Source organism: Ferrimonas futtsuensis DSM 18154 (assembly GCF_000422645.1).
Taxonomy (GTDB): Bacteria; Pseudomonadota; Gammaproteobacteria; order Enterobacterales; family Shewanellaceae; genus Ferrimonas; species Ferrimonas futtsuensis.
In genome coordinates, this window is the sequence record NZ_KE383896.1 from 194,098 (window position 1) to 215,335 (window position 21,238).

General features: G+C 56.4%; 18 protein-coding genes. 7 read left to right on the plus strand and 11 right to left on the minus strand.

Annotated elements, in window-relative coordinates; all coding sequences use genetic code 11:
• Positions 1–291: 291 nt before the first annotated feature.
• The 4 genes from cydX to purL all read right to left on the minus strand — a co-directional run bounded on the left by cydX (position 292) and on the right by purL (position 8,172).
• Complete coding sequence (gene cydX, locus G505_RS22910) at positions 292–411, minus strand: cytochrome bd-I oxidase subunit CydX (protein ID WP_028110896.1); 120 nt, start codon at positions 409–411, stop codon at positions 292–294.
• A gap of 12 nt (positions 412–423) precedes the next feature.
• Positions 424–1,563, minus strand: coding sequence for a cytochrome d ubiquinol oxidase subunit II (gene cydB, locus G505_RS0118575; protein ID WP_028110897.1), 1,140 nt, complete (start codon positions 1,561–1,563; stop codon positions 424–426).
• Positions 1,556–3,196, minus strand: a complete 1,641-nt coding sequence (locus G505_RS22000) for a cytochrome ubiquinol oxidase subunit I (RefSeq protein WP_051216449.1) — start codon at positions 3,194–3,196, stop codon at positions 1,556–1,558. Before G505_RS22000 ends, cydB begins: the two co-directional genes overlap by 8 nt.
• A 1,085-nt stretch (positions 3,197–4,281) precedes the next feature.
• On the minus strand, positions 4,282–8,172 hold the full coding sequence (gene purL / locus G505_RS0118585) for a phosphoribosylformylglycinamidine synthase (RefSeq protein WP_028110898.1): 3,891 nt from the start codon (positions 8,170–8,172) through the stop codon (positions 4,282–4,284).
• Between the two features lie 172 nt (positions 8,173–8,344).
• Between purL and mltF the strand changes: the two genes are divergently transcribed.
• A complete protein-coding gene (gene mltF, locus G505_RS22005) occupies positions 8,345–9,730 on the plus strand; it encodes a membrane-bound lytic murein transglycosylase MltF (RefSeq protein WP_157509284.1) in 1,386 nt (461 codons plus the stop codon).
• A 301-nt stretch (positions 9,731–10,031) separates the two neighbouring features.
• Positions 10,032–10,172 carry a hypothetical protein gene (locus G505_RS23155; protein WP_157509285.1) on the plus strand — a complete coding sequence of 47 codons (141 nt, stop codon included), beginning with the start codon at positions 10,032–10,034 and terminating at the stop codon, positions 10,170–10,172.
• On the opposite strand, the gene tadA is transcribed toward G505_RS23155, so the two are convergent.
• Positions 10,145–10,660 (minus strand): tRNA adenosine(34) deaminase TadA, encoded by a 516-nt coding sequence (tadA, locus tag G505_RS0118595; protein WP_051216452.1) that lies wholly within the window; start codon positions 10,658–10,660, stop codon positions 10,145–10,147. The genes G505_RS23155 and tadA overlap by 28 nt on opposite strands.
• A 237-nt stretch (positions 10,661–10,897) precedes the next feature.
• Here tadA and G505_RS0118600 point away from each other — a divergent pair, with 237 nt between their 5' ends.
• The 5 genes from G505_RS0118600 (at position 10,898) to G505_RS0118620 (ending at position 15,604) form a co-directional block, all read left to right on the plus strand.
• Complete coding sequence (locus G505_RS0118600) at positions 10,898–11,704, plus strand: ETEC_3214 domain-containing protein (RefSeq protein ID WP_028110900.1); 807 nt, start codon at positions 10,898–10,900, stop codon at positions 11,702–11,704.
• 14 nt (positions 11,705–11,718) lie between these two features.
• Positions 11,719–12,651: an LPP20 family lipoprotein gene (locus G505_RS0118605; RefSeq protein ID WP_028110901.1), complete on the plus strand. Its 933-nt coding sequence runs from the start codon at positions 11,719–11,721 to the stop codon at positions 12,649–12,651.
• Positions 12,652–12,677: 26 nt separating this feature from the next.
• Positions 12,678–13,703, plus strand: a complete 1,026-nt coding sequence (locus G505_RS0118610; protein ID WP_028110902.1) for a hypothetical protein — start codon at positions 12,678–12,680, stop codon at positions 13,701–13,703.
• Positions 13,704–13,787: 84 nt separating this feature from the next.
• On the plus strand, positions 13,788–14,288 hold the full coding sequence (locus G505_RS0118615; protein ID WP_051216454.1) for an LPP20 family lipoprotein: 501 nt from the start codon (positions 13,788–13,790) through the stop codon (positions 14,286–14,288).
• 17 nt (positions 14,289–14,305) lie between these two features.
• Complete coding sequence (locus G505_RS0118620) at positions 14,306–15,604, plus strand: transglycosylase SLT domain-containing protein (protein WP_028110904.1); 1,299 nt, start codon at positions 14,306–14,308, stop codon at positions 15,602–15,604.
• A gap of 15 nt (positions 15,605–15,619) precedes the next feature.
• On the opposite strand, the gene G505_RS0118625 is transcribed toward G505_RS0118620, so the two are convergent.
• The 6 genes from G505_RS0118625 to G505_RS0118650 form a co-directional block, all read right to left on the minus strand.
• Positions 15,620–15,985 carry a VOC family protein gene (locus tag G505_RS0118625; RefSeq protein ID WP_028110905.1) on the minus strand — a complete coding sequence of 122 codons (366 nt, stop codon included), beginning with the start codon at positions 15,983–15,985 and terminating at the stop codon, positions 15,620–15,622.
• 8 nt (positions 15,986–15,993) lie between these two features.
• Entirely contained in the window at positions 15,994–16,977 is a 984-nt protein-coding gene (locus G505_RS0118630) for an ABC transporter permease (protein ID WP_051216456.1), read from the minus strand.
• A gap of 2 nt (positions 16,978–16,979) precedes the next feature.
• Complete coding sequence (locus G505_RS0118635) at positions 16,980–17,828, minus strand: ABC transporter ATP-binding protein (protein ID WP_245568402.1); 849 nt, start codon at positions 17,826–17,828, stop codon at positions 16,980–16,982.
• Positions 17,829–18,255: 427 nt separating this feature from the next.
• Positions 18,256–18,828, minus strand: a complete 573-nt coding sequence (locus tag G505_RS0118640) for a LutC/YkgG family protein (RefSeq protein WP_028110908.1) — start codon at positions 18,826–18,828, stop codon at positions 18,256–18,258.
• Positions 18,828–20,213: a lactate utilization protein B gene (locus tag G505_RS0118645; protein WP_028110909.1), complete on the minus strand. Its 1,386-nt coding sequence runs from the start codon at positions 20,211–20,213 to the stop codon at positions 18,828–18,830. The genes G505_RS0118640 and G505_RS0118645 overlap by 1 nt, the downstream gene beginning before the upstream one ends.
• 12 nt (positions 20,214–20,225) lie before the next feature.
• Positions 20,226–20,972: a (Fe-S)-binding protein gene (locus G505_RS0118650; protein ID WP_028110910.1), complete on the minus strand. Its 747-nt coding sequence runs from the start codon at positions 20,970–20,972 to the stop codon at positions 20,226–20,228.
• Between the last annotated feature and the right edge of the window lie 266 nt (positions 20,973–21,238).

The window sequence follows — 21,238 nt, forward strand, 5'->3', positions numbered from 1 at the left end:
AAACCCATAAAGGGCGCCATGGGCGCCCTTTTCTTTTGCCGGCGGGCTCATGGCCGAAGCTCCTGCCCCCAGACGCACCGTCTGCCCCCCTGCCCCTAGCGATCTCCCGTACCGCTCCGGAGGACGACGCCGCTTCCCCATGGTCCTCCCCGCCAGAGACACCATACTCGGCCACCGGTAGCCAGTTTAGCCCGGGCACCTGAGCGGCCCTAAGGCCCGCCAATAAACCAAAAAAAGAGGCGCTGATGCGCCTCTTCTTTCGGGGCTTCCCGGAGGAAGCTTGGAGCAAGCTTACTTCTGCTCGCGTTCGGCCTTGGCGGCCATCTCTTCAGAGTGCTCGTACCACAGGGCATTGATGATGCCGAATGCACAGGCCAGCAGCACTCCGAGAATCCAGGTGAAATACCACATATTGTCGGCTCCTTAGTACAGAGAGTGCTTGTTGTTCTCGATAAATTCGCTGTTGAGGCGACCAAACATCTTGATGTAGCTCCAGGTGGTGTAACCCAGAATCAGCGGCACGAAGATGCAGGCCACGGCGAACATGATGGTCAGGGTCATCTCAGAACTGGTGGCATCCCACATGGTCAGTGAGTGGCTTGGGTTCAGAGAGGACGGCATCACGAACGGGAACAGGGACACTGCCGCGGTGGCAATGATCGCCACCTGGTTCAGTGAACTGGTCACGAAGGCCAGGCCGTTGCGGTTTGCCATGGTCATCACTGCGGTTGCCAGGGGCATCAGCACCGCCAGCAGGGGCAGGATGTAGAGCACAGGCATGGCGTTGTAGTTGTTGAACCAGGCGCCAGACGCAATCTCAACGGTCTTCAGCGTCGGATTGGACGGACCATTGTGATCCAGGGCGGAGGTCACCACGAAACCATCGATACCTGTGTACAGCCAGGCACCGGCCACCACGAACAGGGCCGCGCACAGCACACCTACCCACTGAGTGATCTTGCGTACACGCTGGTACAACTCGGCATCGGTCTTCATGCCCAGCCAGGTGCACCCCTGCAGGATGAAGGCGGTCACACACAGCAGGCCAACCACCAGGGCGAAGGGGTTGAGCAGGCCGAAGAAGCTGCCACGGTAGAACACACGCAGGTACTCATCGTATTCGAAGGGTACCCCCTGCAGCAGGTTACCGAAGGCGACGCCGATGATCAGCGGCGGAACCACACCACCGATGAACAGGCACCAGTCCCAGGTGTTGCGCCAGCGGGGATCTTCAATCTTAGAGCGGTAGTCAAACCCGATAGGACGGAAGAACAGGGCGAACAGCACCAGCACCATGGCGATGTAGAAGCCGGAGAAGGCTGCCGCATACACCAGGGGCCAGGCGGCGAACAGGGCTCCGCCGGCGGTCAGCAGCCATACCTGGTTGCCGTCCCAGTGAGGGGCGATGGAATTGATCATCACCCGACGTTCGTTGTCGTTTTTGCCCACGAAGGGCAACAGGGCACCCACACCCATGTCAAAACCATCGGTGACCGCGAAGCCGATCATCAGCACGACGACCAACAGCCACCAGATAGCGCGTAGAGTTTCGTAATCAAGCATGGCTAGCAGCCTCCTTGGCTTCTTCGCGGGCCTTGCGGGCCTTGGACAGTTTCGCCAGCAGACGAGCGTCTTCGGCAGCGTTTTCGGCAGACTCGAAGTGGTAGCGGCCAGTCTTCATGCTGCTGGGGCCCAGTCGGGCGAAGCGGAACATCAGGAACATCTCCACCACCAGGGCCACGGTGTAGAAACCACAGATGGCGACAATGGAAAAGATCAGATCACCGGTACTCAGGCTGGAGGTGGACATGGCGGTAGGCAGAATCTCCGCGATGGTCCAGGGCTGACGGCCATACTCGGCCACGAACCAGCCACACTGAATGGCGATCCAGGGGAAAGGCAGGATGAAGATCGCCGCCTTCAACAGCCAGGGCTTATCCATCACCTGTTGCTTGGCACTCTGAAGGAAGGAGAGGCCAATAACCAGCAGCATCACCATGCCCAGGCCCACCATCACACGGAAGGTCCAGAACAGCGGGCCAACATTGGGAATGGAGTCCTCAACCGCCGCTTTGATTTGTGCCTCACTGGCCTGGTCGACATCGTCCAGGTAACGCTTCAGCAGGAAGCCATAGCCCAGGTCCACCTTGCGCTCCTGGAACTCGGCAACCTCGGCTTCGGTGGCAGAGCCATCACGAACCTTCTGCAGCAGGGTGTAGGCCACCATGCCGTTACGGATGCGGGCTTCATGCTCCACCTTGATGTCCTTGATGCCCATCACCTGCTCGTCCAGAGAACGGGTGGCAATGATGCCCATCACATAGGGGATCTTGACCGCGAAGTTGGTCTCCATGTTTTCACTGTCTGGAATACCAAAGGCGGTGAAGGAGGCGGGAGCCGGATGGGTATCCCATTCCGCTTCCACGGCCGCCAGTTTCACCTTTTGAACGTCACCCATTTCGTAGCCGGACTCATCACCGAGAACGATGACGGACAGGATGGAGGCCATACCGAAGGCGGACGCCACATAGAAAGAGCGCTTGGCAAAGGCGATGTCTCGGCCCTTCAGCAGATAGTAGGCGCTGATGGCCAGAACAAAAACGGAGCCGGTCACGTAACCGGAGGCCACGGTGTGCACAAACTTAACCTGAGCAACGGGGTTGAACAGCACGTCTGCGAAGCTGGCCATCTCCATGCGCATGGTGACGTAGTTGAACTCGGCACCCACAGGGTGCTGCATCCAGCCGTTGGCCACCAGAATCCACAGGGCGGACATGTTGGAGCCCAAGGCCACCAGCCAGGTCACCGCCAGGTGCTGACGCTTGGAGAGACGATCCCAGCCGAAGAAGAACAGGCCAATCAGAGTCGATTCAAGGAAGAAAGCCATCAGGGCTTCGATGGCCAATGGCGCCCCGAAGATGTCCCCGACGTAATGGGAGTAGTAGGCCCAGTTGGTTCCGAACTGGAACTCCATGGTGATACCAGTGGTAACACCCAGGGCGAAGTTAATGGCAAAGAGTTTACCCCAGAACTTGGTCATGTCCTTGTAAACCTGCTTATCGGTCATCACATACAGTGACTCCATGATCGCAAGCAGGAACGCCATGCCCAGGGTGAGGGGTACAAACAGGAAGTGATACATCGCGGTCAGTGCAAACTGCAATCGCGATAGATCCACTACTTCATCGACAATCATTGGTGTCTCCTTACGCCTGCCGTGCCGCCATTGCTGGCAACGTGATTCAGGAAAAATTATTGGGAGCAATACAACAAATAAAGTGCTGAGTTCGGCTTACCCGGGGGACACGGCTGCCCCGGGACATTGTGGGCCTCCCGCAACAGACGCTTACTCTCATTCGCCTCTGCTGGTTCGTCGGCCGGTCCGGCTCCGCCGGACACTCACAACATTTCGTTAACTCAACACTTTCGATTAGCGAACCTCTGTTTGTTCCCCCGCACCGGAGAACAAAGAGAGATTGCGCTGCTATTTCCGCTAATTTTATATCATTCCCCCTGCGGCACCCTCAATCCCTGCCAGAATCTCCTGATCACTTTTGAGAGGTGACTCACAAATATCAAGACTTAATAAAAAAGCCTTGCAGAACAGTTAAATGTTAAGAGTTTGGGAATGACTTATATTCAGCTTTAACCATCCTCGATTTATTGGCAAACACGGTTCGACAAATTGACAATATTTGTATGGCAACAATCAACGCAATGAAAAAAATTCAGTTGTTAAAAGCCTTTGTATTCAACAACTGCGAGCCATCAACCCTCATTAAGCCGCCTGAATGAAACCTGAATAATAAATTAGATAAACTAATGCGATAAAAGAGTTTTTCTCGTTTGTCGAATATCCAACTTTCAGCCTACTATATCCACGAAAACGGCATTCCAAATATCGGAAATATGACGTTTTAAATATGGAATTGTCCCAAATCTCAGTTTTTCGGAGGTACTCATGAGTCTGTTTCTGAAGCGCATGGCCAAGCTCTACCAACGTAGCTTCGTTGAGCTTTATCAGCTTCGGGTAATGTGAACACCCTGGTCGCCGCTTTTGCGGCGGCCCAAGCGTCACCCTTCTTTGCATTAGCTTGATTGCATAGCTTGGCCGCCCTCCCAGGGCGGCCCTTTTTTTACCTGCCCCGGCTGCTCCAGAGTGACCCTCTGCTTACGCCCCCTCCTTGATCCCAGACAACAAAGCCAGGTAAGGCGATTCAGCCTGAGAAGAAAGTATAAAAAAGCCCGGCATAAAGCCGGGCTTGATAACCTCAGTTCAGCTTAGTCCAGGGCAACCCTGGCATTGCGGAACATCCGCATCCAGGGGCTGTCCTCACCCCACTCATCGGGGTGCCAGGAGTTGGCCACGGTGCGGAAAACCCGCTCAGGGTGAGGCATCATGATGGTCACCCGCCCATCGGTAGTGGTCAGGCCGGTGATCCCCGCCGGAGAGCCGTTGGGGTTGGCCGGATAGGCGGTGGCGATCTGCCCCTGATGATTCAGGTAGCGCAGCGCCACAGTGCCTGAAGCATCGGCCGCATGAAACGCCTGCTGGTTGGCGAACTCCGCCCGTCCTTCACCGTGGGAGACGGCAATGGGCATGCGCGAGCCGGCCATGCCATTGAAGAACAGACTGGGACTCTCCTGAACCTCCACCAGGGAGAAACGGGCCTCGAAACGCTCGGAGCGGTTACGCACGAAGTGAGGCCAGTGATCGGAGCCTGGAATGATGCTCTTGAGGTTGGAGAGCATCTGGCAGCCGTTACACACCCCAAGGGCCAAGCTGTCGCTGCGTTCGAAGAAGCGCTGAAACTGCTCCCGGGCACGGGCGTTAAACAGGATGGACTTGGCCCAGCCTTCACCGGCCCCCAGCACGTCCCCGTAGGAGAAGCCGCCACAGGCCACCAGCCCCTGGAACTGCTCCAGGGTCAGGCGCCCCTCGAGGATGTCACTCATGTGCACATCCACAGCGTCAAACCCGGCGCGGTCGAAGGCAGCCGCCATCTCTACGTGGGAGTTGACCCCCTGCTCGCGCAGAATCGCCATCTTGGGGGCATTGCCCTTGAGGATAGCGGGCGCAGCCACATCCTCGGCAGGATCGAAGCTGAGAGCGACGGACAGGCCAGGGTCCTCGGCATTGAGCTTGGCCTGATGCTCCTCTTCAGCACACTGGGGGTTGTCACGCATCGACTGCATGCGGAAGGTGGTTTCTGCCCAGACGCCGCGCAGCTCGGTGCGGCTCTCATCCAGCAGGGAGTGTTCACCGCGACGAACAATCAGGCGCTCGCCGTCGTTGACCGAGCCAATCACATGGCTGCACCCGGCCAGGCCATGATCCGCCAGCACCGACTGCACCTGAGCCAGGCGATCGTCTGCCACCTGAACCACGGCCCCCAGCTCTTCGTTGAACAGTGCCGCCAGATCATCAGCGGCCAGGGGGCTCAGGTCCACCTCCAGACCCGCTTTACCGGCAAAGGCCATCTCCGCCAGGGTGACGAACAGGCCGCCATCGCCCTTATCGTGGTAGGCGATCAGTGCCCTGTCGGCAATCAACGCCTGGATGGCGTTGAAAAAGCCCTTGAGCAACTCGGGCTGGTCCACATCCGGCGCCTGGTTACCCAGCTGGTTATAGACCTGAGCCAGGGCAGAACCGCCCAGGCGTTGTTGGCCATCGCCCAGGTCGATGTACAGCAGTTTGCTGTCGCCCTTGTCCAGGCGCAGCTGAGGAGTCAGGGTGTCGCGCACATCCTCGACCCGGCCAAAGGCGGTGATCACCAGCGACAGCGGCGAGGTCACGCTCTTGCGCTCTCCCTGGTCTTCCCAGGCGGTCTTCATGGACATGGAGTCCTTGCCCACCGGGATGGTCAGACCCAGGGCGGGACACAGCTCCTCACCCACCGCCTTCACCGCCTCGTAGAGGCCGGCGTCCTCACCCGGGTGACCGGCAGCAGCCATCCAGTTGGCGGAGAGCTTGATGTGCGCCAGGGAGCCGATGTGGGCACTGGCGATGTTGGTCAGGGACTCACCCACCGCCATACGAGCCGAGGCCCCGTAGTTGATCAGCGCCAGGGGCGTCCGCTCGCCCATGGACATCGCCTCGCCATGGTAGCTGTCCAGGGTGGCGGCGGTGACCGCACAGTTGGCGACAGGCACCTGCCAGGGACCCACCATCTGATCCCGGGCCACCAGGCCGGTCACCGAGCGATCGCCGATGGTGATCAGGAAGGTCTTCTCCGCTACGGCAGGCAGACGCAGCACCCGGCGCACCGCATCCTTGAGATCCATGGCGCTGGTATTGAGATCCGGGGCAGCGCACTGGGCAGAACTGACCTCACGATGCATCTTGGGCGCCTTGCCCAGCAGCACCTCCATGGGCATGTCGATGGGGGTGTTGTCGAAATGGCTGTCTTCCAGCACCAGCTGCAGCTCTTCGGTGGCTTCACCGATCACCGCGTAGGGCGCGCGCTCACGGCGGCAAATGGCGTCAAATCTGTCCAGATCCTCGGCGGCCACCGCCATCACGTAACGCTCCTGAGATTCGTTACACCAGATCTCCAGGGGGGACATGCCGGGCTCGTCGTTGGGCACCTCCCGCAGGCGGAAGCGGCCGCCTCGGCCACCGTCGTCCACCAGCTCCGGCATGGCGTTGGAAAGACCACCGGCGCCCACGTCGTGGATAAAGGCGATGGGGTTGTCGTCACCCAGCTGCCAGCAGCGATCAATCACCTCTTGGCAGCGACGCTCAATCTCCGGGTTCTCGCGCTGCACCGAGGCAAAGTCCAGATCTTCGGAGGACTGGCCGGAGGCCATGGAGGAGGCGGCGCCGCCCCCCAGGCCGATGTTCATCGCCGGTCCACCGAGGACGATCAACTTGGCGCCTACCGGGATCTCCCCCTTCTGCACGTGATCCTCGCGGATGTTACCCAGACCGCCGGCGAGCATGATCGGCTTGTGGTAACCGCGAACCTCGGTGCCGTTGAAGCTGGTCACCTCCTGCTCATAGGTACGGAAGTACCCCAGCAGGGCGGGACGGCCAAACTCGTTGTTGAAGGCGGCACCACCGAGCGGCCCCTCCATCATAATCTCCAGGGGAGTCACGATGCGATCGGGCTTGCCATAGGGCCGCTCCCAGGGCTGCTCGAAGCCGGGGATGTTCAGGTTGGAGACGGTAAAACCGGTCAGGCCCGCCTTGGGCTTGGAACCCCGACCTGTGGCACCTTCGTCACGGATCTCCCCACCAGAGCCGGTTGCGGCTCCCGGATAGGGACTGATGGCGGTGGGGTGGTTGTGAGTCTCCACCTTCATCAGAATATGTACCGGCTCCTGATGGTAGCGGTAGCTGCCGGTGTCATCGGGGAAGAAGCGGCCCGCTTCCGATCCCACCATCACTGCGGCGTTGTCCTTATAGGCGGACAGGACGTTTTCCGGGTTCTGCTCGAAGGTGTTCTTGATCATCTTGAACAGAGACTTGGGCTGAACCTCACCGTCGATGGTCCAGTCCGCATTGAAAATCTTATGGCGACAGTGCTCGGAGTTTGCCTGGGCAAACATATAGAGCTCGATGTCGTTGGGGTTACGCCCCAGGCGGGTGAAGTTCTCCACCAGGTAATCGATCTCATCCTCCGCCAGGGCCAGGCCCATGCTGACGTTGGCCTGAGCCAGGGCGTCTCTGCCCCCGCCGAGAACGTCCACGGACGTCAGCTGCGCTGGCTCGGCGCTGACAAACAGGGCGTCGGCAGCCTCAAAGCTGTCCAGCACCGCTTCCACCATGCGGTCATGAATAAGGTTGAGCAGTTGTTTCTGCTGCTCGCCATCGAGCTCCCCCTCGAGGGTCAGGTACCAGGCAACACCCCGCTCCAGACGCTTTACCGCATCCAGGCCACAGTTGTGGGCGATGTCGGTGGCTTTGGAGGACCAGGGGGAGATGGTGCCGGGTCTGGGGATCACCAGGAACAGTTTGCCTTGGGGCTCGTGCTGTTCCAGCCGAGGTCCATAGGTTAATATCTGTTCAAGGTGTTGAGTTTGCTCAGAATTGAGCGGCGAGGCGAGGTGGGCAAAGTGGCAGTATTCCGCATAGAGATCGGACACGGGAAGTTTCGCGTTCTGGCAAGCCGATAGCAGCTTGTGGACCCGAAACGCGGACAGCGCCGGCGCGCCGCGGAGGATCTTAATCACGGTATTTTTTACCTTATATAGTTTTGTGTAGGGCTCAATACCGGGAGCGAAATCCGAACCGGATCACAATTCCCGGCATTAAAGGTGGCGACATTATAGTGGAAAGGTCGGTCGCAAAACAGTCTACAATGAGCGGAAGATGACGAAGAATTCAGATGGATGCATAACGATGAGGGGTTTACTGGCTGTATCGCTGCTGACCCTGGCCGGATGCCTTCCGCTGGAGTATCAGCAGCCTCAGCGAGCCGAGCCCGAACCTGACCGACCCCTGAGGGTCGGCACCCTGTATGGGCCCACCACCTATGTGGTGGGCGCTGCGGGTGCCCAGGGACTGGATTACGAACTGGCCCAGGGCTTCGCCCTGCATCTGGGTCAGGAGTTGGAGGTCACCCCCTACTCGTCGCTGCCTGAGATGTTTAATGACATGAGCCAGGGCAAACTGGATCTCATCGCCTCCAGCCTCACCGACACCCACCTCAACCGCAGTTTCTGGCGTTTCGGCCCCCCCATCTACCGCACCAAGGTGCAACTGGTCTATCGCAGGGGGCAGCCCAAGCCCGACTCACTGGCCCAGCTTACTGACCCTCTGATGGTGATGGCCGGTTCCAACCACGCAGAGATACTGGCCGCCGAACAGCAGCGAAACCAACCCGGGCTGCAGTGGCAGGAGACCACCGAGTATGCCGCCCACGAACTGCTCTCCATGGTGGCCTCCGGCGAGCTGGCCTACACCCTGTCCGACACCAAGACCCTGGCAGCCAGCCGGCGACTGCACCCGGAACTGGCCGCTGCCTTCAGCCTGGGGATCGAGCAGGAGGTCGGCTGGGCCCTGCCGGAGGAGCACAGCCACCAACTCCTGTCCGAACTGCTGGACTACTGGGATAAACTGAAACAGGCCGGCACCCTGAAACAGCTGGAAGAGAAGTATTTCGGCCATATGGAACGGTTCGACTATGTCGATACCCGCGCCTTCATCCGGGCGGTGGAGACCCGGTTGCCCAAGTACGAGCCCTGGTTCAAGGAGTACGCCGGAATCCTGGACTGGCGACAGCTGGCTGCCGTCGCCTATCAGGAGTCCCACTGGAACCCCAAGGCGCGCTCCCCCACTGGGGTTCGGGGATTGATGATGCTGACCCAGTCCACCGCCAAACGGGTTGGGGTCAGGGACAGGCTCAACCCTGAGCAGAGCATACGCGGCGGCAGCGACTACCTGCACGATCTGATCAAACGACTGCCCGCCTCCATCCCTGAGCCTGAACGGCTGTGGTTTGCCCTGGCCTCGTACAACATCGGCCTGGGCCATGTGGAGGATGCCCGGGTGATCGCCCAGCGTCATGGCCTCAACCCCAGCAGCTGGGCAGACGTCAAATCTGTCCTGCCCAAGCTGACCCAAAAACGCCACTACCAGCGCACCCGCTACGGCTTTGCACAGGGTGGGGTCGCTGCCCACTATGTGGACAACATCAAGCGTTACTATGACACCCTGGTGCTGCTGGAAACCCATATGCCCCCCTCAACGGGAGCCCCCCTGGATCTGGCCAAGAATCGCGAGTGATCTGGCTCAGCTTTCACCACGTTCACCAAAATATTTCTGTTAATGGCCCAGCTTTTCCAGGCGCCAGGGGTTGAAATTGCCAAGAGTCATAGCTATCTCTTATATCAGGGGACAAATCAAAGGTTTGTCCCTTGGTTTTTAGGGGCATAGATGCCGCCATCCCAAATTTAGTTTAAACAGTGAACGAGATCGGGCGCCTTTGGGAACAAAAGTCGCAACAAAAGCTCAAAACCGATGTCATCGAACTGCAAACAGATGAGGATAGGGTCCAAATAGAGAAAACAGTAAGGAGGAGAGAGGAATGTTAAGAACTCCAGCACGTCGCCGTAAAGCCCTGAGCAGCCTGTCCGAGCGCAGGAGGGCGCTGAGAAAACGCGACCACATGAAAGTACTTCATCGCACCAAGGCCTTCCTTCAGGAAGCGTCTTCAGAAGCCCTCTGAGCCAGTTTCAAGGCTTTCTTTTCCGCCCTGCGCCGCTTGAAAAAATCACTCAGCTGTTGTGCGCAGGGCTCGGCCAGCACCCCACCAATGACTTCTACCTGATGATTGAGCGCCGGATGGCGCAGCAGATCCATCACGCTGCCTGCCGCACCGGTTTTGGGATCGGACGCCCCAAAGACCACGGTGCCCACCCGGGCATGCACCAGGGCGCCGGCGCACATGGGACAGGGCTCCAGAGTCACATAGAGAGTGGTATCCAGCTGGCGATAGTTCTCCAGCTCGTATCCGGCCCGACGCAGGCACTGCATCTCGGCATGGGCGGAGGGATCGTGATCGATGATGCTGCGGTTGTAACCCTCGGCCACCACTACCCCCTGCTTCACCAGCACCGCCCCCACAGGCACCTCGCCCAGGGCTTCCGCTTCAGCCGCCAACTCCATCGCCCGGCGCATCCAGTGTTGATGTTGATCCAACTTTCTCCCCCCCATTCGCAAGTGGGCGCATAGTTTACTTATCGACCACTCTCTTTACTAGCGCATTTTCACCGGTGCAAGAGGAAATCAATTCAACCTCATCACACCAAACCATTAACAAATTCACACTTTTCAATAGTGAACTAAAACAATCACTTATACGACACAGATTTAACTTGAATTTAGTAAAACTAAAACCATATTATCATTCCCTAGTTTAGAAAAATCTTAATAATAAAGGACTAATGGATTATGTCCCGCATAGAGCCAGAGGATAAGGCAACCTCTTCGGGGGTCGCAGAGGTGCTCAGTTCTCCCCTCTCTGCCCATTGGAAAAGAGCGAAATCCGGATTTCTTTACCTAATCGCCCTGATGATTGGCTTCGGTAACTGGAACGATACCAAAGAACTGTCCTACACCATCTTCCAGGGTATCCAGGCAAATTTCACCCATCACGTCGAAGAGCGGCTCCTGAATAAGATCGATGTCGGAAACTATCTTGCCTACGTGGAGCAGGACCTCGGCTTCCCACAAGTCGTAAAACGCTCCCGGACCAAGGATGGGTTGGAGTTCCGCTACTACAAGAAAAATAAGTTCCTACTTACCCTATTGGTTAAAGGAGGGAGAATCAGCGGATACCTGGTACAAACATTGGATTATCAGGGGCTGTACAGTCAGCTATCAGCGTTCTCACCTGCCATCCCCTTCAGTGACAAACAGTTGAACCTGGATAGCTATACCCACTCCTTCTCCCAATCAGACAAGTTTCAGCTTGATGACTTCAATCTGGTCTACTACATGGAACCTCACCCCCTTGGCGCCAAAGGCATGTATACCACGCTCTACTTAGGCACTGTGGAGTACGGTGTTGCCCCAGGTAGTCTGGTTGAACGAGTTAGAGAAATCGCTGAGAAGCAGGTCCACGGCGAGGCGTCCACCCAACAAATCAACCACCTCCGAGACCAGTTAAAGCCCAACATGTACGGGATAGGTGAAGGCGAGGAAGAGGTGATGGCCGAAGCTTTGCTGACCCGATACGAATACAACACCTATTTCTAAGCTGGAGCATTTCAATGCCTATACGGATTACCACCTTTTTGCTGATCCTGACCGCCACCGCCTGTCGGGCTACCCCGCCCTCCTGGTACCTAGAACCCCCAAAAGACTCTGCCGATTACATCTATGGTGTCGGCGCTGGCATAAATCAGCAGGGCGCTCGCCACCAAGCACTAATGGATGTCACCAGTCGTCTTCAGGTCAAGGTTCAAGGAAGCCTTCACACTCAAACCCAGGTCATCAACGGGGCTGTAGCCAGCAGTGCCAACCAGCAGGTAAGAAGCGAAAGCTCAAGGCTAACCTTAACCAACTACGAACTGTATGATTCCGCACACAAAGACGGCACACACTATCAGCTGATTCGAGTTCAACGCGCAGCCTTGCTACAGGGGCTCAAGCAACAACTCACCCAAAAGTTGCTGGAGTTCGGCCGCTTGAGGACTCAACAAGCCTCTCCCCTATTGGAACTGAAGGCACTGCTGGCACATGAACAGGATGCAACTTCAGCACGAAGCCTGATAGCCATTCTCCAGCAACAAAAACAGAGCCTCCCCGCCCTTGATGATCTGCGCTGGTATGAACAACGCCTATTGGCGTCGAAAAACCACAGGGTGATCGCAATTGAGCTGGAGCAGGCCACTGAGCAAACCCATGAGTTCCTGAACCAATGGCTCAGCAATGCGGGTTTTCAGAGTTCGGGTCCCTCCCCTCTAGCCACGCTTAGATTCACCATACAACCTCAACCTGTACGAGAACTCTTTGGACAATTCCACGTCAGTGTGAAGGGCAAGTTCATTGTTGAAGATCAGGGAAAGGTTCTAAATGTAAAACGGCTGTCTGCGACCGGTGTCTCCTCTCTTAGCGGAGAGCAGGCAAAAGCGGTTGCAGAACGGCAAATGCTGAACCAGATCGCCGAAGAAGATATCTGGAAGCTTTTACTTTCAATATAAATGATGATGATACAAGGAGAGTTATTATGACCAGCAGGAAACCAAAGCTCACCACTGCCGTAATTGGGGCATTGATAATGACAGGCTGTGTTTCAACTGGCCCAAAAAGGGAGGTTATTACTTCACTTCCCAATATTCCCATCCAGGATACTGAATATATGCCAGCAAAGCTGCTGGATTCCAGTCAAAAGAAAGTCATTGTCATGCCTACCAAAGTCTCTGCAACTGGCGTGAACCAGGCAGCCATTCAGAGCCAGATCCAAGGACAAATCGAAAATTCTCTGGCTGGCGCAGGAATCTTTGCTGTGGATCGGGAATCGGCCAAGACACTAAAAGAAGAGCTACTTTTGGCCGAAACCACCGGAAAACTCAACTACGATGGCCCTCATGTTGCAGATTTCGCCATCTTCAGTACAGTCACTACGGCCAGTATCAGCACCAAACAGACTGATGGCGGAACAGATCTACTCACAGGAAAAGAAACCGGCCCGAAATGTGTTTACAACAGCAAAGTCTCCGGCCAGCTCCGCATCCTGTCCATTCCAGAATTAAATCAGGTAAACACAGCGGAAATGAAAGGCACCGATTCCAGTGTCGAAGCCTTTTATGGTCATTGCTCTTTGACCAAGTCTAAGCACAGCGCCCTGCTCTCCAATGCCTCGGGCGACGCCGTAGAACACGCACAGACGGAAATTCGTAACTCTCTGGCCCCTATGGGCTATGTTATCGAGCGTCGCGGCAATCAATACGACAACGTATTCCGTGTCTCTCTTGGAGCTGCGAGAGGAGCCAAAGAGGGTGATTCAGTCGAAATTAAACGTAAAAAAATCACCGCGTTGGGCAATGGAGAATCCATTACTGAGTTCGAAACCATTGCTCACGGTAAATTTACGGGCGCTATAGAACCGATGTTTTCCTGGATCGTACTTAATAAAAAAGAACAGCTGGAAATTATCCGTCGTGGAGACTTAGTGAAGCTCAAACATGAAGACAACATATTTGAGATGGCCGACAAGGGCACCAAAGATCTGCGTGAAATGTTTAACCTCTAAGAGAGCGAAACTATGAAGAAATTTTTACCTGTAATAGCGATTACTCTGGTAACTGGCTGCTCATCCACACCGGAACCCATCACCATGGCATGCACCTTCCCGGACTCACCCGAGGTGGAAGCCCCCACGTGGGTGTGTGATGAAGGCATAGACAACTACGCCCTGACCGCCGTGGGTTACGCAAATAAGTCTGCCGCCGGTGTCGGCTTTATGAAGGATGTCGCCAGTTCCGAAGCACGGGTTCAACTGGCCAAGACCTTCCAGTCCAACATCTCAGCCAAGCTGAATGACGCTGTAGTCGCCAATAATGTCGATGCCAGTGGCGAGGTCAAGCAGCTCATCGAAAAGGCGGCTTCCAGCATCACTCAGCAGACCCTGTCCGGCGCCCGCATCATTAAGTCTCGAACTAGCCCTAGCGGCGCCCTATATGTCTTGGTAGGCATGAGTAATGCCGACTATCAACGGACCATGCGCACCGCTCTGGAAGCCAGTAAAGATCGAGATGCCGAGCTTTGGCAAAGGTTCAAGGAGGAAAAGGCAGATAAGGTGCTCAATGCCCTACTGGTCAACACAACTGCCCTTTAATTTCTTAGGAGAAACTCATGAAGAGAAGCAACACGGCTGCCAGCAGTACCCTGCTGGTAGCAGTGTTGCTTGTGGGTCCGGCGCCAGCCTCTCAGGAACTGGCGGAGTTTGAGGCCTTCAAGCAACAGACTATGTCGGAGTTTGAACAATACAAAGCTGATTATCTTGATCAATTTGATCAGCATCGTCAGGAATTGATGAAACTCTGGGGTCGGCCATTGCAAAGTGATGCCGACACCTACGTCAACTACAGCAATGACCTCACTCAACGCACTGTCGTGGATTTCTCCAACGATACCATCGAGATCAGTGTCATCCATGAACCTGGCTCTGCTCCCCCGCTGGACCAGGCAGTCGCCCGCCTTCAGCAAATCTCGACCCCCGAAAACCAGATGCCAGAACAAGCAGAGGCTCCTTTGGTGCGACTGTCAGTTTCGGCAGAAGAATATCTGAAACCGGTTACTCCTGAACACTCATCACTATCCTATAGTGCTCAGGCAGAAAAGGAGCAAGAGAAGCTCATCAGCCAGCAACATCAGCAGGCGCTGGTAGCCATAGAAAAAAGGGCGGATCTGGCCATTATCAGTGGCTCAGACGAAGCCAAAGTGGAATCGCAACTGGACAGGGAGAGGAAAAGGATAAAAGCCCATGAAATGGAGCGCCTGGCCCGCCTCAAGGCACAATACAGTCAGCAAATGCGTCACGATCCGAGCTCAAAGGTCGTCACCACCTACAAGGTCACCCTCCCTAATAAGCAGATAGCCAGTAAGGCCAAACCCTATCTGGCCTCAGTCAAATCAGAGTCAGAACGATGGCACGTTGCACCAGAGCTTATCTTCGCCATCATGAAAGCGGAAAGCAGCTTTAACCCAAGGGCGAAATCTCATATCCCTGCTTTTGGTCTAATGCAAATTGTACCGTCGAGCGCGGGAAAAGACGTCAACGACAAACTGCTGAGTCGTCACGGCAAGCCCAGTGAATATCAGTTGTTCCAGCCTTCTGAGAACATTCAGTATGGCACAGCCTATCTGCACCTGTTGTACGACAAATACCTTGCTAGAATAGAAGATCCTAAGGCCAGACTGTACTGCACCATAGCCGCTTATAATACCGGCCCAGGAAACGTGGCCAGGGCTTTCAACCCCGATCGAAGCCGAAACATCCTTAAAGCTGCACCCATCATCAATCAATTGTCATCAGTGGAGGTATTCGACCGACTAAAGGGCTTCCTGCCCTATGATGAAACTAAGGTTTACCTGGACAGAGTCGTCGACTACCACGAAGAATTTGCCACACTTAAAGGTGAGATCTTATAGCCCCTAGGCAGCCCCTCAGGCGGGCTGCCACAGCTCCACCTTGTTACCCTCGGGATCGACAAACCAGCCAAACTGCCCATAGGACTCCTTGACGACCTCACCCACCAGGGTCGCCCCACCGGCTTCCACCTGAGCCAGGGCTGCGGGCAGATCATCCACCACCAGGTTGAACATGAAGGGGCGATCCGATGGCTGGAAGTACTCGGTATCGTCACCGAACGGGCACCATACCGTCAGGCCATTCTGTGGCATGCTGGCTGGTGAAAAATCGGCACCGTACTCGCCCACCTCCATCCCCAGATGATCCCGGTACCACTGTCCCAACAGCTTGGGGTTCTGACTCTTGAAGAAGATCCCCCCCACTCCCATTACCTTCGCCATAGACTCTCCTAGTTCCAACGAAAAAGTCGTGCGCCAACGAATATCGCCACGGCCGATATCACGATCAGAGCCAGCCAGTGTGGCAGCAATCCGCCGATCCCAACTCCGTCAATAATAATGGCACGGCTGGCGGCATTGAGGTGGGAGAGCGGCAGCAGGCTGGCCAGGGACTGAATCCAGGGCGCGGTGCCCTCCAGGGAGAACCACACCCCGGACAGGAACATCATCGGCCAGGCGATCAGGTTCAGCACCCCGTTGCCAAACTCCTCTGAACGGGTTCGACAGGCCACCAGCAATCCGATGCTGACCAGGGAGAGTGCCCCCAATAGGGCGGTCACAAACAACAGAATCAGGCTGCCATTGATGGGAATGGAGAACATCAGGGTGCAGGCAACAAACACCAGGGTGGCGGTGGCCATCATCAGCAGCAATCGGCTGCAGATCTGAGACAGAATGAAGATCCAGGGCTTCATCGGCGTCGCCTGATAGCGTTTAAGTACGCCATTCTTTCGGTATCTGACGATGACATAGCCCACCCCATACAAGCCGGAAAACATCATGTTCATGCCGATGACCCCAGGCATCAGCCAGTCGATGTAGCGCACCGCCTCCCCCTGAACCTGGGTCGCCGGCAGCTCCCCCACCTCCGCCTTGAGAATCCGCTCCGCCAGATAGCCCTTCATGGAGTCCGGGTTCACCACGTACCCCTGCTCGATCAGCAGCAAATCCAGCTGATGACGTCCCACCTTGGTCCGGGCCAGCGTTTCATCCTCGTAGGGGATCAGTTGCAGATAACGGGTCTGTTTCAGGGTGTCCAGATAGGCTGGCTGCCCCACCACCCCCAACTTGTACTCAGGTTTGTCGGTATCGGAAAAGGCGATGCCGAAACCGACGATCAGCATCAGGGGAAACATCAGACTCCAACCCAGGGCGGACCTGTCCCGGACAAACTCCAGGTTACGGGCATGGATCAGTGCCAGCAGACTGCGCATGGTCAGCTCCTCAATTGATGTCCGGTGAGTTTCAGGAAAAGGTCTTCCAGGTTGGGGCGGCGAATGTTGAGGCCGGTAATGTCGACATTGCGGCGTTGCAACTCACTGAGCACCTGATTGACATCATCGGTGTGATACTCCTGGCGACCGTTGCGCTTGAGCCAGGGCTTGGCCCAGCTCTCCCCCAGTTGCAACTCGGCAGGCAGGCTCAGCAAACGGGCACAAAACTCCTGCTCAATCAGCCTCAGGGGCGTATCCTCACGCAGTACCCGGCCATGGTCCATGATGGCGATGCGATCGCACAACTGCTCCGCCTCGTCCATGTAATGGGTGGTCAGCAGTATGGTGGTTCCCGTGTCCCTGACCGTGCGGATCAGCGACCAGAAATTGTGCCTGGCCTGAGGATCCAGGCCGGTGGTGGGCTCGTCCAGGAACAGCAGCCGAGGCCGGTTGATCAGCGCCAGGGCGAGCAGCAATCGCTGCCGCTGCCCTCCGGACAAGGTCTGGTGGCGCTGCTCAAGAAGCTCCTCCAGCCGGCAGACCCGAACCAGGTCCTCCCGTTCCCAGGTGGTGTGATAGAGGCTGGCAAACAGGGTCAGGCAGTCGCTGACGGACAGGTGCTCCGGCAATGCCGTCGCCTGGAACTGGATGCCGATCTGCTGACGGTAGTCCCCCTTCAGGGGCTCGCCATCGAACAGGATTTCACCGGATGTCGGCGGTAAAATGCCCTCCAGCATCTCCAAAGTGGTGGATTTCCCCGCACCGTTTGGACCCAGAAGACCGAAACACTCCCCCTCCCCCAGCGCCAAGCTCAGGCGGTCCACGGCGGTGAGATCGCCAAATCGTTTCACTAAATTTCGAGCTTGCAGCAAATTTGGTGGGTTTTGTGCCCTGGTTCTCTCCTGCACAAGCCACTCCTTGACTTCCATTTTCCCTAGAGCATTAAATGCAGAAAAACGGCTGGCTTGCAATGAACCCTTTGGGGGCCTTTGTGGGCATGTAAGATGAAGACAGGCCGTATCGCTCCAACGTGAGCCAAACCTGTGTGCTGACCCGGCCTTGCCGGGCTGATAGAAAAAAGGCTCATCAAAATGAGCCAAACGTGTGTGCTAACTACACGTAAAGATGGATGACCGGGAATCGTTCCCCCTTGTGTGCGGGGGAGTCGTCCCACAGAGCCAGGGATGGAGACTCTGCATCGGGAGGCGGGGGCTGTGGCCCCCGCCCCGGTGCGTTTTTACACACCGGCGCATCCTGTCGAACCCGGTCAACGACCCCTTAGTCCAGCATGTATACGGTCATGGAGCAGGCGCCGTGGGCACCGATAACCAGGGCCTGTTCGATATCGGCGGTCTTGGAAGGACCGGCGATGAAGGCACCATGCTGACCAGACTCCAGCTTCACGTTCTTAACCACTTCATGCATGTTGGCAACCAGGGTGTCCGCCTTAACCACTACCGCCAGGTTCTCGGTAATGTAGGGCAGCACACGGTGGCCGCTGGCAGTTTCGCGAACAAACACTGCACCATTTTCAGCCACCGCCGCTTCGGCATTCACCAGAGCCAAGTCCAGATCCTGCAGGGTGTGAGGCTTGGCATCCAGTTCACGGTTGCCGTTCAGACCTTCAACACGACAAACCACGGACTGACCGTCGGCCATCGCCTTGTCCAGGTGCGCCTGTACTTCACTCAGCTCCTTAACGCGAACCAGAGTGCCACCGACCTTGGCCAGGTTGGCTTCATACTGGCCCATCAGGTCTTCGTTGTTGGGCTCGATGGTGATCGAAGGCATGGGGGCATCGGGCAGGTTGCACTTATCCAATGCGGCAAAAATTGCGTCACGGCTAGACATTATTTGTTCTCCCGGTTTTTCTTGAACCACGCTTCGAAGGAGCCGGTCTTAGGTGCTTTAGGCAGTTCACGGTGTTTGGTCCAATCCATACCGAAAGGCTTCATCAGAGCATCTGGCAGGATACGCAGGGCGGTACGGGCGCTGGCCATACCCAGGTTCAGCATGGTTTCGTTGGCCATGAACTTACCGACCCAAGGCATGTAGCCAGACTTACCGTAAGGCAGTTTGCCCTGCTCGGAGTGGATGCGACGCCACTTGAAGATGATCTTGTCCAGAGGCACCTTGGTGGGGCACACCTGAGTACAGGAACCACACAGGGAACAGGCCCAGGCCAGGGAGTGAGTTTCGTCATCACCGGCGCTTACTGCGATACCGATGGGGCCAGGGATCAGCGCGTTGTAGCTGAAGCCGCTGGAACGACGGTATACCGGGCAGGTGTTCAGACAGCCACCACAGCGGATACACTTGTAGGCTTCCGCCAGCAGCTCGTCCTGGAACAGTTTGGTGCGACCGTTGTCCACCAGTACCACGTGCATCTCACCGCCCTCTTTAGGGCCCTTGTAGAAGGTGGTGTAGGAGGTGATGGGCTGGCCGGTGGCGTTACGGGCCAGGGTACGGGACAGCACGCTGGCCGCATCCATGTTGGGGACGATCTTGTCGATGCCCATGCAGTGGATCTGAACCTTAGGCAGGTTCACACCCATGTCTGCGTTACCTTCGTTGGTGGCGATGGCAACGGCACCTTCGCTGGCGACCGCCATGTTCACACCAGTCAGACCGGCATCGGCTTCCAGGAATTTCTGGCGCAGGTGAGCACGAGCTTGCTTGGTCAGGTAGGTCGGGCAGGACGCGCCCTTCTCTGAACCAATCTTGCGGTGGAACAGCTCGCCAACCTCCTCCTTCTTCAGGTGGATGGCCGGTACCACGATGTGGCTGGGTGGCTGCTCGTTCAGCTGGATGATGCGCTCACCCAGGTCGGTATCAATAACATCGATGCCGCGCTCGATCAGGTAAGGGTTCAGGTGACACTCCTCAGTCAGCATGGACTTGGACTTCACCAGATTCTTAACATTGTGCTTGGCCAGGATGCTGTGCACAATTTCGTTGTGCTCTTTGGCGTCTTTCGCCCAGTGCACCACGATGCCGTTCTTCTTACAGTTGGCCTCAAACTCGGTCAGGTAGTGCTTGAGGTTGGCCAGAGTGTGCAGCTTGTATTCAGAGCCCAGCTGCTTGAGATCTTCCCACTCAGGCTGGGAGTCTGCGGCCAGGTCACGCTTGTGACGCAGGTTCCACAGAGCCTTGTCGTGCCAATTTACGCGGTCTACGTCGCGGTTAAACTTCTCAGCCGCACTGGCATGAGACTCGATTCCACCAATCAGTGCCATGATCGTCGCTCCTTACAGTGCTTGGTTGAGCAGTTCTGCGATGTGCAGAGTTTCCACGGGGTGCCCCTCGCGACGGATAACGCCGTCCAGGTGCAAAAGACAGGATGGGTCGAAGCCCACCACATAGCGGGCGCCGGTGTTGGCGTGCGCCTGTGCCTTGTCTTTACCCATTTTGCCGGACACTGCGCCTTCATCGAGGGCGAAGGTACCGCCGAAGCCACAACATTCGTCCTGACGCTCTGGGTAGACAATGTCGATGCCTTCGATGCGGGACAGCAGGGCTTCCACCTTGTTGTAACGACCGCTGCCCTTGATCTCAGAGGGCGTGGCCAGATCCAGCATACGGATGCCGTGACAGGACATCTGCAGGCTGATCTTGTGGTTAAAGGGCTTGTTGAAGCGCTCCAGGCCGTGGATGTCGTGCAGAAATTCGGTCAGCTCTTTCAGCTTGCCGATCACAGCGGTAGCTTCCGGGCTGCAGTCGAACTCGTGGAAGTTCTCTTTGGCGGCGATCATGCAGGAGGCCGCTGGACATACGATGTAATCGCAGTCGATGCCTTTGAAGGCGTTCAGCAGTTTCAGCGTGGTTTTTTTCGCATCCTCGAAGCAACCGGAGTTGGTCATAGGTTGGCCGCAGCAGGTCTGCCCCTCGGGGAGGATGACCTGATGCCCCAGCTTCTCAAGAAGCTCTACCGTGGCGATGCCCACATTAGGTTGCATGTGGTTCACCAGGCAAGGGATGAACAAGGCGATTTTCATTATATTCTCCGCTGTGTGTGTGTCGGCAGTTTTGGCGGAGTCTAAAGGTGGCCCCCAGGACAGACTGTGACCCAGGTATCACTTATTGCCGGGCTGAATTTGGTTAAATTTATGTAAAATCAGGTTCACAATTATGAAAGAAACCACAAAATGCAACATTTAACGATCACTTAAAGCCACATTTAATTACACAGATTTAACCAAAGGAAAATTGGTTTGACCAAGCGCCCGCCTCATTTCACCTAAACCCAACCACGCAATAACAA

Bases quoted from the DNA above. Each gene is read 5' to 3' on its own strand.
- cydX (WP_028110896.1), bottom strand. From the start codon at position 411: ATGTGGTATTTCACCTGGATTCTCGGAGTGCTGCTGGCCTGTGCATTC.
- cydB (WP_028110897.1), bottom strand. From the start codon at position 1,563: ATGCTTGATTACGAAACTCTACGCGCTATCTGGTGGCTGTTGGTCGTC.
- G505_RS22000 (WP_051216449.1), bottom strand. From the start codon at position 3,196: ATGATTGTCGATGAAGTAGTGGATCTATCGCGATTGCAGTTTGCACTG.
- mltF (WP_157509284.1), top strand. From the start codon at position 8,345: ATGAGGGGTTTACTGGCTGTATCGCTGCTGACCCTGGCCGGATGCCTT.
- G505_RS23155 (WP_157509285.1), top strand. From the start codon at position 10,032: ATGTTAAGAACTCCAGCACGTCGCCGTAAAGCCCTGAGCAGCCTGTCC.
- tadA (WP_051216452.1), bottom strand. From the start codon at position 10,660: ATGGGGGGGAGAAAGTTGGATCAACATCAACACTGGATGCGCCGGGCG.
- G505_RS0118600 (WP_028110900.1), top strand. From the start codon at position 10,898: ATGTCCCGCATAGAGCCAGAGGATAAGGCAACCTCTTCGGGGGTCGCA.
- G505_RS0118605 (WP_028110901.1), top strand. From the start codon at position 11,719: ATGCCTATACGGATTACCACCTTTTTGCTGATCCTGACCGCCACCGCC.
- G505_RS0118610 (WP_028110902.1), top strand. From the start codon at position 12,678: ATGACCAGCAGGAAACCAAAGCTCACCACTGCCGTAATTGGGGCATTG.
- G505_RS0118615 (WP_051216454.1), top strand. From the start codon at position 13,788: ATGGCATGCACCTTCCCGGACTCACCCGAGGTGGAAGCCCCCACGTGG.
- G505_RS0118620 (WP_028110904.1), top strand. From the start codon at position 14,306: ATGAAGAGAAGCAACACGGCTGCCAGCAGTACCCTGCTGGTAGCAGTG.
- G505_RS0118625 (WP_028110905.1), bottom strand. From the start codon at position 15,985: ATGGCGAAGGTAATGGGAGTGGGGGGGATCTTCTTCAAGAGTCAGAAC.
- G505_RS0118630 (WP_051216456.1), bottom strand. From the start codon at position 16,977: ATGCGCAGTCTGCTGGCACTGATCCATGCCCGTAACCTGGAGTTTGTC.
- G505_RS0118640 (WP_028110908.1), bottom strand. From the start codon at position 18,828: ATGTCTAGCCGTGACGCAATTTTTGCCGCATTGGATAAGTGCAACCTG.
- G505_RS0118645 (WP_028110909.1), bottom strand. From the start codon at position 20,213: ATGGCACTGATTGGTGGAATCGAGTCTCATGCCAGTGCGGCTGAGAAG.
- G505_RS0118650 (WP_028110910.1), bottom strand. From the start codon at position 20,972: ATGAAAATCGCCTTGTTCATCCCTTGCCTGGTGAACCACATGCAACCT.